Here is a 12,590-nt window from a genome sequence, read left to right as displayed (position 1 = left end):
TATATAATTCTACAGTGTTTTTTTTGTCATATTCGCAATTCCTCAGGAAAACTGGTAAAAAGCTGCATTTAAATCAAAATGATTATTGTATGATTTTTCTTAATGGCTAGTAGAATGTTAAGTTGATTTTAACAGAAGATATTTTACGTTAAAAATGGAGTATTTAAAAAAAAATGAAAATAAATCCAACTAGGTTTGAATTTTATTTAAATATTACTACATTTGCCGACCCTTAAAGTAGGGGTAAATATTTTTATATATATTATAGTATGCCAACAATATCACAATTAGTACGAATAGGAAGAGAGACGATTACTAAGAAGAGTAAATCGGCTGCTTTGGATTCGTGTCCTCAGAGAAGGGGTGTTTGTACACGTGTTTATACTACCACGCCAAAGAAACCAAATTCAGCTATGAGAAAAGTAGCAAGGGTAAGGTTAACGAACGGTAAGGAAGTGAATGCTTACATTCCAGGAGAGGGTCACAATCTTCAAGAGCACTCGATAGTATTAGTAAGAGGCGGAAGAGTTAAAGATTTACCAGGAGTAAGGTATCATATTGTACGTGGTGCATTGGACACAGCAGGTGTGGCCGGTAGAACACAACGTAGATCTAAATATGGTGCGAAACGCCCTAAAAATTAATTAAACTTGTTTAAAAGGAAGTAATGAGAAAAAAACAGGCAAAGAAAAGACCGCTTTTACCAGATCCAAGATTTAATGATCAGTTGGTGACACGTTTCGTTAACATGATGATGTGGGATGGTAAAAAATCAGTAGCTTTTGGTGTGTTTTATGATGCAATTGACATTGTAGACGCAAAGAAGACTGATGAAGAAAAGACAGCTTTAGAACTTTGGAAAGATGCATTAAGTAATGTTATGCCTCACGTAGAAGTTAGAAGTAGAAGAGTTGGTGGTGCAACATTTCAGATACCAATGCAAATTAGACCAGACCGTAAAATATCAACAGCTATGAAGTGGTTGATTAGTTATGCTAGAAAGCGTAATGAGAAAGGTATGGCTCAGAAATTAGCTGGTGAAATTTTAGCTGCTGCAAAAGAAGAAGGTGCTGCTGTTAAGAAAAGAACTGATACCCACAAGATGGCTGAGGCAAACAAAGCATTCTCTCACTTTAGATTTTAATCAGAAATGGCAAGAGATTTAAGATATACAAGAAATATAGGTATTGCAGCACATATTGATGCTGGTAAAACCACTACTACCGAGCGTATTCTTTTTTATACGGGAGTTAGTCATAAGATAGGTGAGGTTCATGATGGCGCTGCTACTATGGACTGGATGGAGCAGGAGCAAGAAAGAGGTATTACAATTACTTCTGCTGCTACAACATGTGAATGGAAATTCCCTAAAGAAAATGGTGAGCCAACTGCTGATGCAATGGATTATCATTTTAACATTATTGATACCCCTGGGCACGTTGATTTTACTGTAGAGGTAAATCGTTCTTTACGTGTTTTAGATGGTTTAGTCTTTTTGTTTAGTGCTGTTGATGGTGTTGAGCCTCAATCAGAAACTAACTGGAGATTAGCAGATAATTATAAAGTTCCAAGAATTGGATTTGTGAACAAGATGGACCGTCAAGGTTCTAACTTTCTTATGGTTTGTAAGCAAGTTAAAGAAATGCTTGGTTCAAATGCAGTTCCAATAGTGCTTCCAATCGGCGATGAGTCTGATTTTAGAGGTATTGTTGATTTAGCAAAGAATAGAGCTATTGTATGGCATGAAGAGGGCTTTGGTGCTACTTTTGATGTTATTGATATTCCTGAGGAAATGAAAGCTGAAGTAAGGGAGTATAGAGCTGCCTTGATTGAAGCTGTTGCAGAATACGATGAGAATTTGATGGAGAAATTCTTCGAAGATGAAGATTCTATCACTGAAGAGGAAGTACATGCTGCTTTAAGAGCTGCTGTTATGGATCGTGCAATCATACCTATGATTTGTGGTTCTTCATTTAAAAATAAAGGTGTTCAGTTTTTATTGGATGCTGTTTGTAGATATTTACCTTCTCCTGTAGATAAGGAGGCTATTATAGGAACAAACCCTGATACAGGTGAGCAAGAGTCTAGAAAGCCAAATGTTAAAGAGCCATTTGCTGCTTTAGCGTTTAAGATTGCTACAGATCCTTTCGTAGGTAGATTGGCATTCTTTAGAACTTATTCTGGTCGTTTAGATGCGGGATCTTACATATTGAATAATCGTTCAGGTAAGAAAGAACGTATTTCACGTATTTATCAGATGCACTCAAATAAGCAAAATGCTATCGATTATATCGAAGCAGGTGATATTGGTGCAGCCGTTGGTTTTAAGGATATTAAAACTGGTGATACCATGTCAGATGAAAAGCATCCTATTGTTTTGGAGAGCATGGACTTCCCAGAACCAGTAATAGGTATTGCTGTTGAGCCTAAAACTAAGGCGGATGTTGATAAATTGGGTATGGCTTTATCTAAATTGGCTGAAGAAGATCCAACTTTTCAAGTAAAAACAGACGAAGCTTCTGGTCAGACTATCATATCTGGTATGGGTGAGTTACACCTAGATATTATTGTAGATCGTTTAAGAAGAGAATTTAAGGTTGAAGTAAACCAAGGTGAGCCTCAAGTAGAGTACAAAGAAGCATTAACGAAAACCGCTGCACATAGGGAGACTTATAAAAAGCAATCAGGTGGTCGTGGTAAATTTGGTGATATTGTATTTGAAATGGGACCTGCTGATGAGGATTTCGAAGGAGAAGGACTTCAGTTTGTAGATCAAATTAAAGGTGGTCGTATTCCTAAAGAATTTATACCATCTATTGAGAAAGGTTTTAATGCTGCAATGCAAAATGGACCTTTGGCTGGTTATGAAATGGATACAATGAAAGTTGTTCTTAAAGATGGTTCTTTTCATGCGGTTGATTCTGATGCAATTTCTTTTGAATTGGCGGCGAAAATGGGTTACAAAGCTGCAGGTAAAGCTGCTGGTGCTGTAATTATGGAGCCGATTATGAAATTAGAAGTTATTACTCCGGAAGAAAACATGGGTGATATCGTTGGTGATTTGAATAGAAGAAGAGGTACTATTGGCGATATGAGTGATAGAGCTGGTGCTAAAGTTGTTAAAGGTACTGTTCCGTTATCAGAAATGTTCGGTTATGTTACTTCATTGAGAACATTATCATCGGGTCGTGCAACTTCAACAATGGAATTTTCACACTATGCAGAAACACCTTCTAATATATCAGAAGAGGTTATTAAAGCATCAAAAGGTATAACAGCATAAATTTAGGACATGAGTCAGAAAATTAGAATAAAACTAAAATCTTACGATCACAATTTGGTGGATAAATCTGCTGAGAAGATTGTAAAAACGGTAAAAACAACTGGTGCTGTTGTAACAGGGCCAATTCCTTTACCAACACATAAAAAGATATTTACGGTTTTACGTTCACCTCACGTGAATAAAAAATCAAGAGAGCAGTTTCAGTTAAGTTCTTACAAGAGATTGTTAGATATTTATAGCTCTTCATCTAAAACTATTGATGCACTTATGAAGTTAGAGCTTCCAAGTGGTGTAGAAGTGGAAATTAAGGTGTAAGTTTGCCGTCTGATCTATTAATAGATTAGACTACATGTCCTAAGCTGCGTGCGAGGGAAAAACGGAAAAAATAATTTAGGGTTAAATTATTTTGACCCTATTTTTTTGAAAAAAATTTAATAATAATTAATATAAATAAGTATGTCTGGGTTAATAGGAAAGAAAGTAGGCATGACCAGTATTTTTGACGAGAATGGAAAAAACATTCCATGTACCGTTATTCAAGCTGGACCATGTGTAGTTACCCAAGTCAGAACCGAAGAGGTCGACGGGTATAGTGCCCTTCAACTTGGTTTCGATGACAAGGCAGAAAGTCGTGCTATTAAGGCTGAATTAGGCCATTTTAAAAAAGCAGGTGCTTCTCCTAAGAAAAAAGTCGTTGAATTCCGAGATTTTGAAGGTGAATTTAAATTAGGTGACACTGTTGGTGTTGATGTTTTCGTTGAAGGTCAATTCGTAGACGTTATTGGAACGTCTAAGGGTAAAGGTTTTCAAGGTGTAGTAAAACGTCACGGTTTCGCTGGGGTTGGTCAAGCAACTCATGGTCAGCATAACAGACTTAGAGCTCCTGGTTCTATTGGTGCTGCGTCATATCCTGCTAGAGTTTTTAAGGGTATGAAAATGGCCGGTAGAATGGGTACTGATCGTGTAACGGTTCAGAATCTAAGAGTTTTAAAAGTAGTTCCAGAAAAGAATCTTTTAGTAGTAAAAGGTTGTGTTCCGGGCCATAAGAATGCTTATGTAACCATACAAAGGTAGATGTAATGAAAATAGCAGTTTTAGATATTAAAGGAAAAGACACAGGTAGAAAGGCAAACCTTTCTGATGATGTTTTCGCTATAGAGCCTAATGATCACGCAGTATACCTAGATGTTAAGCAGTATTTGGCTCATCAGAGACAAGGTACGCATAAAGCTAAGGAAAGAGCTGAGATCGCTGGTAGTACTAGAAAGATTAAGAAACAAAAAGGTACGGGTACTGCGAGAGCAGGTAGTATTAAATCTCCAATCTTTAGAGGTGGTGGTAGAATATTCGGCCCTAGACCTAAAGATTATACTCAAAAGTTAAACAAAAACTTAAAGCGTTTGGCAAGAAAATCAGCATTGACTTTAAAGTCAAAAGAGAATGCGATTTTAGTAGTTGAAGACTTTGATTTTGATACTCCGAAAACTAAAGATTTTATTGATGTTTTAAAGACATTAGGTCTTGAGAATAAAAAGTCTTTAATAGTGTTGGGTGATTCAAATAAAGGTGTATATTTGTCTTCGCGTAATTTTAAAGGTTCAGAAGTTATAACTAACTCAGAATTAAGTACTTACAAAATTCTTCATGCTAATAGCGTGGTATTGTTAGAGAGCTCTTTGGAAGGAATTGAATCGAATTTAAATAAACAATAATATCATGAGTGTGTTGATAAAACCAATTATAACGGAAAAAATGACTGCTGATAGCGAGTTGAATAACCGTTATGGATTCGTAGTTGACCCTAAGGCTAACAAATTGCAAATTAAAGATGCAGTTGAAGCTACTTATGGTGTTTCTGTGAAGAAGGTTCGTACAATGAATTACGGTCCTACAAGAAAATCCAGATATACAAAAACTGGTGTGCAGCACGGAAAAACAAATGCAATTAAAAAAGCAATTGTTGATGTTGTAGAAGGTGATATTATCGATTTTTACAGTAATCTATAAAGACAAGAAATGTCAGTTAGAAAATTAAAACCAATCACTCCAGGACAGCGTTTTAGAGTAGTAAATGGATTTGACGCCATTACTGCTGATAAGCCGGAGAAGAGCTTGCTTGCTCCGTTAAAAAAGTCCGGAGGTAGAAACAGTCAAGGAAAAATGACCATACGCCAAAAAGGTGGAGGTCATAAAAGAAGGTATCGTGTAATAGATTTTAAGAGAGATAAGCAAGATGTGCTTGCTACTGTTAAGTCTATTGAATACGATCCAAATAGAACAGCATTTATTGCGCTATTGGAATATGCAGATGGTGAGAAGCGTTATGTAATCGCTCAAAATGGTTTGCAGGTTGATCAGCAGATTTCTTCTGGTTCAGCTGTTGCGCCTGAGATCGGTAATGCGATGCCGTTAAGTGAAGTTCCTTTAGGAACTATAATTTCATGTATTGAGTTAAGACCTGGGCAAGGAGCTGTTATGGCTCGTAGTGCTGGTACTTTCGCTCAACTTATGGCAAAAGACGGTAAGTTTGTTACTGTTAAAATGCCATCTGGTGAAACTAGATTAATTCTTTCAGGTTGTATGGCAACTATTGGGGCTATATCTAATTCGGATCATCAATTACTAGTATCAGGTAAAGCTGGTAGAAGTAGATGGTTGGGTAGAAGACCAAGAACTAGACCGGTGGCTATGAACCCTGTCGATCACCCAATGGGTGGTGGTGAAGGTAGAGCTTCAGGTGGTCATCCAAGATCGAGAAACGGAATACCTGCTAAAGGATTCAGAACTCGTTCTAAGACCAAGAGTACCAACAAGTATATAATAGAACGTAGAAAGAAATAAAAACTAGAAAGAAATGGCACGTTCACTAAAAAAAGGACCTTACGTTCACTATAGTTTGGAAAAGAAAATCCAGCAAAGTGTTTCATCCGGTAAAAAAGCGGTAATAAAAACATGGTCTAGAGCTTCTATGATCACTCCTGATTTTGTTGGGATGACAATAGCAGTTCACAACGGAAAACAATTTGTACCTGTTTTTGTAACAGAAAACATGGTAGGACATAAACTTGGGGAATTCTCACCAACAAGATCTTTTAGAGGTCATATAGGTGCGAAAAACAAAGGAAAAAAGTAAGCTATGGGAGTTCGTAAAAAACAGATGGCCGAAAGAATTAAGGCTGAGAAGAAGATGGTAGCTTTTGCTAAGTTGAATAACTGTCCTACTTCACCTAGAAAAATGCGTTTAGTTGCGGATTTAATTCGTGGTGTAAAGGTAGAACAAGCCTTAGCTATTTTAAGGTTTAACCCTAAAGAGGCTTCTAGAAAGTTAGAGAAATTATTACTTTCAGCTTTGGCTAATTGGCAAGCAAAAAATGAAGAGGCAAGTTTAGAAGATGCTGATTTAATTGTTGCTGAGATTAGAGTAGATAGCGGTGCAATGTTAAAAAGATTGCGTCCTGCTCCACAAGGTAGAGCACATAGAATTAGAAAACGTTCAAACCATGTTACATTGGTTTTGGGGTCAAAAAATATAACAGAAAACTAGAATGGGACAGAAAACAAATCCAATAGGAAATCGTCTAGGAATCATTAGAGGTTGGGAGTCTAACTGGTATGGTGGTAACGATTACGGAGATAAATTGGCCGAGGATGATAAAATACGTAAGTATATTCATGCGAGACTTTCTAAAGCTAGTGTTTCAAGAGTTATAATTGAACGTACTTTAAAATTAATCACTGTAACTGTAACAACTGCTAGACCTGGTATAATTATCGGGAAAGGTGGTCAAGAAGTTGATAAGTTGAAAGAGGAGTTGAAAAAAATCACCAACAAGGAGGTTCAGATCAATATCTTTGAAATAAAAAGACCTGAGCTTGATGCTAATTTAGTAGCAGCAAGTGTAGCTCGTCAAATAGAAAGTAGAATTTCTTTTAGAAGAGCAATAAAAATGGCAATCGCTGCAGCAATGCGTATGAATGCTGAGGGAATAAAGATTCAAATCTCTGGTAGATTGAATGGTGCTGAAATGGCACGTTCAGAATCTTATAAAGATGGTAGAATTCCACTATCGACTTTTAGAGCAGATATTGATTATGCTTTACATGAAGCTCAAACTACATATGGTAAACTTGGTATTAAAGTTTGGATTATGAAAGGTGAGGTATATGGTAAAAGAGATTTATCTCCATTAGTAGGAATGCAAAAAGATTCTTCTAAAGGTGGTAAGCAAGAAGGTGGAAGAAAACAACGTCGTAGAAAGTAATTTTTAAAGAACTAAAGTAATGTTACAACCGAAAAGAACAAAGTTCCGTAAGATGCAGAAAGGCCGTATGAAAGGTCTTGCTGGAAGAGGACACCAACTTTCAAATGGTATGTTCGGTATAAAGAATGTTGATGATGCTGCATTTTTGACTTCACGCCAGATAGAAGCTGCTCGTATTGCTGCTACTAGATTTATGAAGAGAGAGGGTCAATTGTGGATTAAAATATTTCCAGACAAGCCGATTACCAAAAAACCATTAGAAGTACGTATGGGTAAAGGTAAGGGTGCACCAGAATATTTCGTTGCCGTGGTTAAGCCAGGTAGAATAATGTTCGAAGTGGCCGGAGTTCCTTTGGAAGTAGCAAAAGAAGCTTTAAGATTAGCGGCTCAGAAACTTCCTGTTAAGACTAAATTCATTGTAGCTCGTGATTACGAGGCTGTAAATTAAACGTAAGGAATAATGAAAAAACAAGAGATTAAAGAAATGTCTGTGGTAGGACTTACGGAGAAATTGGCCGAGTACAAGAAGCAGCATGCAGATTTGAAAATGGCACATTTTGTAACTCCGTTAGAAAATCCGCTTCAGATTAGAAAAGTAAGGAGAACGGTAGCGAAATTAGCTACTGAATTAACTAATAGGGAGAACCAATAACTGGTGGGCTTTATGGAGAAAAGAAATTTAAGAAAAGAGAGAGTAGGAGTTGTTACTAGTAATAAAATGGAGAAATCTATTGTTATTGCAGAAGTAAAAAGAGTTAAACATCCTATGTACGGAAAGTTCGTTTTGAAGACAAAGAAATATGTTGCACATGACGAAAAGAACGATTGTAACATTGGTGATACTGTAAAGATCATGGAAACAAGACCTATGAGTAAAACCAAATGTTGGAGATTAGTAGAAATCTTAGAAAGAGCTAAATAAGTTATGTTACAGCAAGAATCTAGACTAAAAGTAGCGGATAACACAGGAGCAAAGGAAGTTTTAACTATCCGTGTTCTTGGTGGTACCAAAAGAAGATATGCTTCAATAGGTGACAAAATAGTTGTTACTGTTAAAGAAGCTACTCCAAACGGAGGTATCAAGAAGGGTGCGGTTTCAACTGCTGTTGTAGTTCGTACAAAGAAAGAGGTTAGAAGACCTGATGGATCTTATATAAGATTTGATGATAACGCTTGTGTGTTATTGAATCCTACCGGAGAAATGAGAGGTACTCGTGTTTTTGGACCTGTAGCAAGAGAGCTTAGGGATAAGCAGTTCATGAAGATTGTATCATTGGCCCCAGAGGTATTATAATATAACGGACAAGATGAAAAAGTTAAAAATCAAAACAGGAGATACGGTAAGAATTACTGCTGGTGACCATAAAGGAACCGAAGGTAAGGTTATGCGTGTAAATCTTGAGAAAAATAAAGCCATCGTTGAAGGTGCCAATATGGTATCTAAACATGAGAAGCCTAGTGCTAAAAACCCTCAAGGTGGTATTGTAAAAAAAGAAGCTTTAATCCATATTTCTAATTTAGCCTTGATCGACAGTAAGTCTGGAGATGTAACAAGAGTAGGTTACGAAATGAAGGATGGTAAAAAAGTTAGGGTTTCCAAAAAATCCAATGAAGTAATTTAGTTATGGCATACGTTGCAAGATTAAAGAAAGAGTATAAGGAGCGAATAGTAGCTGCCCTTACCGAAGAGTTTGGTTACAGTAATGTAATGCAGGTTCCTAAGTTAGAGAAGATAGTAATGAGTAGAGGTGTAGGAGCTGCTGTTGCTGACAAGAAACTTATTGACCATGCAATAGATGAAATGACTATGATAACGGGTCAACAAGCCGTTGCTACTATGTCTAAAAAAGATGTTGCTGCCTTTAAGTTAAGAAAGGGTATGCCAATTGGTGCAAAAGTTACCTTAAGAGGTGAGCGTATGTACGAATTTTTAGACCGTTTGGTTACATCTGCGTTACCACGTGTTAGAGATTTTCAAGGTATCAAAGCTACAGGTTTTGATGGTCGTGGAAATTATAACCTAGGTGTTACAGAGCAAATTATTTTTCCTGAAGTTAATATTGATAAAATCAATAGAATTAACGGTATGGATATTACATTTGTAACTTCTGCAGATACAGACAAGGAAGCAAAATCATTATTAACAGAATTAGGTTTACCTTTTAAAAAGAATTAGTATGGCTAAGGAATCAATGAAAGCCCGTGAGAGAAAAAGGGAAAGAACTGTAGCAGTTTATGCTGAAAAACGCAAAGCTTTGAAAGAAGCTGGCGATTATGAAGGCTTACAGAGACTACCTAAAAATGCCTCACCGGTACGTTTACATAACAGATGTAAATTAACTGGAAGACCTAAAGGTTACATGAGAACTTTTGGTGTTTCAAGGGTAAAATTCAGAGAGATGGCTAATGCCGGTTTAATACCAGGTGTTAGGAAAGCTAGCTGGTAGAATAAGAATTATTAATGGATCCAGGTTTAGCTTAGGTGCTGAAAACCGTTTCCGAATTATATACATATGGTAACAGATACTATTGCAGATTACCTAACGAGAGTTAGAAACGCAAGTAGAGCGGGACATAGGGTTGTTGAAATACCTGCGTCGAATCTAAAAAAAGAAATTACTAAAATATTATTCGATCAAGGATATATTTTAAGTTACAAGTTCGAGGAGAGCAAAGTTCAGGGAACTATTAAAATAGCCTTGAAGTATGATAAGCTTACAAAAGAACCTGTTATCAAGAAAATACAGCGTATAAGTAAGCCAGGTCTTAGAAAATATGCAGGTAATGAAGATTTACCTCGTGTATTGAATGGTTTAGGTGTTGCTATCGTTTCTACATCTCATGGAGTAATGACAAGCAAGCAGGCAAAGGCAGAAAAAGTTGGTGGTGAAGTTTTGTGCTACGTTTATTAATTGATTAAAGATTTAGAAAATGTCTAGAATAGGTAATAATCCAGTCGCAATTCCTGAAGGAGTTACAGTTGAAATCAATGACAATATCATTTCTGTTAAAGGGAAGTTAGGTGAGTTGACTCAAGAGTTCTCAGGAGTATCGGTTAAAGTAGAAGACGGACAGGCTTTCGTAACAAGGCCATCTGATTCTAAGGAGCATAAAGCAAAGCACGGTTTATATAGATCACTTATCACTAATATGGTTGATGGTGTGTCAAAAGGATGGACCAAAGAATTAGAATTAGTAGGTGTAGGGTATAGAGCAAGTAATCAAGGACAAAAACTTGATTTGGCTTTAGGTTTTTCTCACAATATTGTATTTAACATTGCCGCTGAGGTGAAGGTTGAGACAATTTCTGAAAAAGGTAAGAACCCAATTGTAAAGCTTACTTCTCATGACAAACAATTAGTGGGTCATGTTGCAGCAAAAATTAGATCTTTCCGTAGTCCGGAGCCGTACAAAGGGAAAGGAATTAAGTTTGTAGGTGAAATATTAAGAAGAAAAGCTGGTAAATCAGCTTAATAAAGGATATTATGGGATTATCAAAAACACAAAGAAAATTAAGAATCCGACGTAGAATACGTAAGGTTTCTTCTGGAACTGCAGTTAAACCAAGGTTGTCTGTGTTTAGAAGTAACAGCGAAATTTACGCTCAAGTTATAGACGACGTTAAAGGAGTCACTTTAGTATCCGCTTCTTCAAGAGATAAGGATATCGCGAAAGCAAAAGGAAATAAAACCGAGATTGCTGCTTTGGTTGGTAAAACAATCGCTGAGAAATCTGTAAAAGCTGGCTTAGATAAAGTCGCTTTTGATAGAGGAGGTAATTTGTATCATGGAAGAGTAAAATCTTTAGCTGATGGTGCAAGAGAAGCAGGACTAAAATTCTAATATACTAGTATGTTCCAAAAATATAAAAACGTAGAAACTGTTAAGCCAGGTGGTTTAGACTTAAAAGATAAATTAGTTGGTATTCAACGTGTAACCAAGGTAACAAAAGGTGGTAGAGCATTCGGTTTTTCTGCAATTGTTGTTGTAGGTGATGAGAATGGTGTTGTAGGTCACGGTTTAGGTAAATCAAAAGAAGTTGCTACTGCTATCGCAAAAGCAATTGAAGATGGTAAAAAGAACTTAGTTCGTATTCCTTTAAACAAAGGAACTTTACCTCACGAGCAAAAAGGTAAATTTGGTGGTGCAAGGGTATATATACAGCCTGCATCTCATGGTACCGGTGTAATTGCTGGTGGTGCTGTAAGATCAGTATTGGAATCTGTTGGTGTACATGATGTATTATCAAAATCTCAAGGATCTTCAAATCCACATAATGTTGTAAAAGCTACATTCGATGCTTTATTACAACTTAGAGATGCAAAAACTATTGCTACACAAAGAGGTGTTTCTTTAGAAAAAGTATTTAAAGGTTAAGAGGAAAATTATGGCAAAGATTAAAGTTACACAAGTAAAAAGTGGAATTAAGAAACCTCAAAATCAAAAAAGAACTTTAGAGGCTCTTGGTTTAAAAAGAATTGGTCAGGTTGTAGAGCATAACGATACACCTAACATTCTTGGAATGATAAATAAAGTTAAACATTTAGTTTCCACTGAGGAGGCTTAAATTTAGAATAAAATGGGTTTAAATAATCTACAGCCTGCAGAAGGTTCAGTGAATAGAGACGGAAAACGCCTTGGAAGAGGTCAGGGTTCTGGAAAAGGAGGAACAGCTGCAAGAGGTCATAAAGGAGCAAAATCAAGATCTGGTTATTCTAAGAAAATTGGTTTTGAAGGTGGTCAAATGCCTTTGCAACGTCGTGTACCTAAGTTTGGTTTTACGAACATTAATCGTAAAAATTACCAAGGTATCAATTTAGAGAAATTGCAAGAGCTTGTTGATAATAAAGTTTTAACCAATGAGGTTACTTTAGATCTTTTGATCGAGAATGGGTTAGCTGGTAAAAATGAGTTAGTGAAAATTTTAGGAAATGGAGAATTAAAAGCTTCTCTTAAAATTTCAGTACATAAATTTACAGCATCTGCCAAAGCAGCTATTGAGGCAGCAGGTGGTGAAGCAATAAGTTTGTAAGCATAAACGAGAGC

The 12,590-nt window shown here is 36.4% G+C and carries 24 protein-coding genes; all 24 read left to right on the top strand.

Annotation, left to right across the window (positions count from 1 at the left end; translation table 11 throughout):
* Positions 1–269: 269 nt before the first annotated feature.
* Positions 270–644 carry a 30S ribosomal protein S12 gene (rpsL, locus tag QSV08_RS12250; RefSeq protein WP_027064832.1) on the top strand — a complete coding sequence of 125 codons (375 nt, stop codon included), beginning with the start codon at positions 270–272 and terminating at the stop codon, positions 642–644.
* Between the two features lie 23 nt (positions 645–667).
* Positions 668–1,144 (top strand): 30S ribosomal protein S7, encoded by a 477-nt coding sequence (gene rpsG / locus QSV08_RS12245; RefSeq protein ID WP_324023624.1) that lies wholly within the window; start codon positions 668–670, stop codon positions 1,142–1,144.
* Between the two features lie 6 nt (positions 1,145–1,150).
* Positions 1,151–3,283 carry an elongation factor G gene (gene fusA / locus QSV08_RS12240; RefSeq protein WP_324023623.1) on the top strand — a complete coding sequence of 711 codons (2,133 nt, stop codon included), beginning with the start codon at positions 1,151–1,153 and terminating at the stop codon, positions 3,281–3,283.
* Between the two features lie 9 nt (positions 3,284–3,292).
* A complete protein-coding gene (gene rpsJ / locus QSV08_RS12235; RefSeq protein WP_007094989.1) occupies positions 3,293–3,598 on the top strand; it encodes a 30S ribosomal protein S10 in 306 nt (101 codons plus the stop codon).
* 141 nt (positions 3,599–3,739) lie between these two features.
* The gene (gene rplC / locus QSV08_RS12230) at positions 3,740–4,357 is read left to right on the top strand and encodes a 50S ribosomal protein L3 (protein WP_073242586.1); all 618 of its coding nucleotides are present in this window, start codon (positions 3,740–3,742) and stop codon (positions 4,355–4,357) included.
* A 5-nt stretch (positions 4,358–4,362) separates the two neighbouring features.
* On the top strand, positions 4,363–4,995 hold the full coding sequence (gene rplD, locus QSV08_RS12225) for a 50S ribosomal protein L4 (protein WP_133672046.1): 633 nt from the start codon (positions 4,363–4,365) through the stop codon (positions 4,993–4,995).
* Positions 4,996–4,999: 4 nt separating this feature from the next.
* A complete protein-coding gene (gene rplW / locus QSV08_RS12220) occupies positions 5,000–5,290 on the top strand; it encodes a 50S ribosomal protein L23 (RefSeq protein WP_073242596.1) in 291 nt (96 codons plus the stop codon).
* Positions 5,291–5,299: 9 nt separating this feature from the next.
* Positions 5,300–6,124: a 50S ribosomal protein L2 gene (gene rplB, locus QSV08_RS12215; protein ID WP_324023622.1), complete on the top strand. Its 825-nt coding sequence runs from the start codon at positions 5,300–5,302 to the stop codon at positions 6,122–6,124.
* A 13-nt stretch (positions 6,125–6,137) separates the two neighbouring features.
* The gene (gene rpsS, locus QSV08_RS12210) at positions 6,138–6,416 is read left to right on the top strand and encodes a 30S ribosomal protein S19 (protein WP_324023621.1); all 279 of its coding nucleotides are present in this window, start codon (positions 6,138–6,140) and stop codon (positions 6,414–6,416) included.
* Positions 6,417–6,419: 3 nt separating this feature from the next.
* Positions 6,420–6,827, top strand: coding sequence for a 50S ribosomal protein L22 (gene rplV / locus QSV08_RS12205; RefSeq protein ID WP_073242600.1), 408 nt, complete (start codon positions 6,420–6,422; stop codon positions 6,825–6,827).
* Between the two features lies 1 nt (position 6,828).
* A complete protein-coding gene (gene rpsC, locus QSV08_RS12200) occupies positions 6,829–7,545 on the top strand; it encodes a 30S ribosomal protein S3 (protein WP_073242602.1) in 717 nt (238 codons plus the stop codon).
* 19 nt (positions 7,546–7,564) lie between these two features.
* Positions 7,565–7,993, top strand: a complete 429-nt coding sequence (rplP, locus tag QSV08_RS12195; protein WP_073242604.1) for a 50S ribosomal protein L16 — start codon at positions 7,565–7,567, stop codon at positions 7,991–7,993.
* A 12-nt stretch (positions 7,994–8,005) separates the two neighbouring features.
* Positions 8,006–8,197 carry a 50S ribosomal protein L29 gene (gene rpmC, locus QSV08_RS12190; protein ID WP_324023620.1) on the top strand — a complete coding sequence of 64 codons (192 nt, stop codon included), beginning with the start codon at positions 8,006–8,008 and terminating at the stop codon, positions 8,195–8,197.
* Between the two features lie 12 nt (positions 8,198–8,209).
* Positions 8,210–8,467 (top strand): 30S ribosomal protein S17, encoded by a 258-nt coding sequence (gene rpsQ / locus QSV08_RS12185; RefSeq protein WP_027064820.1) that lies wholly within the window; start codon positions 8,210–8,212, stop codon positions 8,465–8,467.
* Between the two features lie 3 nt (positions 8,468–8,470).
* Positions 8,471–8,839 carry a 50S ribosomal protein L14 gene (gene rplN / locus QSV08_RS12180; RefSeq protein ID WP_013993867.1) on the top strand — a complete coding sequence of 123 codons (369 nt, stop codon included), beginning with the start codon at positions 8,471–8,473 and terminating at the stop codon, positions 8,837–8,839.
* 13 nt (positions 8,840–8,852) lie between these two features.
* Positions 8,853–9,167: a 50S ribosomal protein L24 gene (gene rplX / locus QSV08_RS12175; protein WP_073242606.1), complete on the top strand. Its 315-nt coding sequence runs from the start codon at positions 8,853–8,855 to the stop codon at positions 9,165–9,167.
* Between the two features lie 2 nt (positions 9,168–9,169).
* Positions 9,170–9,721, top strand: coding sequence for a 50S ribosomal protein L5 (gene rplE / locus QSV08_RS12170; protein WP_324023619.1), 552 nt, complete (start codon positions 9,170–9,172; stop codon positions 9,719–9,721).
* 1 nt (position 9,722) lies between these two features.
* Positions 9,723–9,992 (top strand): 30S ribosomal protein S14, encoded by a 270-nt coding sequence (gene rpsN / locus QSV08_RS12165; protein WP_324023618.1) that lies wholly within the window; start codon positions 9,723–9,725, stop codon positions 9,990–9,992.
* Positions 9,993–10,058: 66 nt separating this feature from the next.
* Positions 10,059–10,457 (top strand): 30S ribosomal protein S8, encoded by a 399-nt coding sequence (rpsH, locus tag QSV08_RS12160; RefSeq protein ID WP_073242608.1) that lies wholly within the window; start codon positions 10,059–10,061, stop codon positions 10,455–10,457.
* A gap of 19 nt (positions 10,458–10,476) precedes the next feature.
* The gene (gene rplF, locus QSV08_RS12155; RefSeq protein ID WP_324023617.1) at positions 10,477–11,019 is read left to right on the top strand and encodes a 50S ribosomal protein L6; all 543 of its coding nucleotides are present in this window, start codon (positions 10,477–10,479) and stop codon (positions 11,017–11,019) included.
* An 11-nt stretch (positions 11,020–11,030) separates the two neighbouring features.
* Positions 11,031–11,387, top strand: a complete 357-nt coding sequence (gene rplR / locus QSV08_RS12150; protein ID WP_073242612.1) for a 50S ribosomal protein L18 — start codon at positions 11,031–11,033, stop codon at positions 11,385–11,387.
* A 9-nt stretch (positions 11,388–11,396) separates the two neighbouring features.
* On the top strand, positions 11,397–11,921 hold the full coding sequence (gene rpsE / locus QSV08_RS12145) for a 30S ribosomal protein S5 (protein WP_058103817.1): 525 nt from the start codon (positions 11,397–11,399) through the stop codon (positions 11,919–11,921).
* Positions 11,922–11,931: 10 nt separating this feature from the next.
* Positions 11,932–12,111, top strand: coding sequence for a 50S ribosomal protein L30 (gene rpmD / locus QSV08_RS12140; protein ID WP_073242614.1), 180 nt, complete (start codon positions 11,932–11,934; stop codon positions 12,109–12,111).
* Positions 12,112–12,123: 12 nt separating this feature from the next.
* Positions 12,124–12,576, top strand: a complete 453-nt coding sequence (rplO, locus tag QSV08_RS12135) for a 50S ribosomal protein L15 (RefSeq protein ID WP_324023616.1) — start codon at positions 12,124–12,126, stop codon at positions 12,574–12,576.
* The last annotated feature ends 14 nt before the right edge of the window (positions 12,577–12,590 follow it).

It is taken from the genome of Maribacter sp. BPC-D8 (assembly GCF_035207705.1).
Classification (GTDB): domain Bacteria; phylum Bacteroidota; class Bacteroidia; order Flavobacteriales; family Flavobacteriaceae; genus Maribacter.
This window is presented reverse-complemented; position numbering and strand designations above follow the sequence as displayed.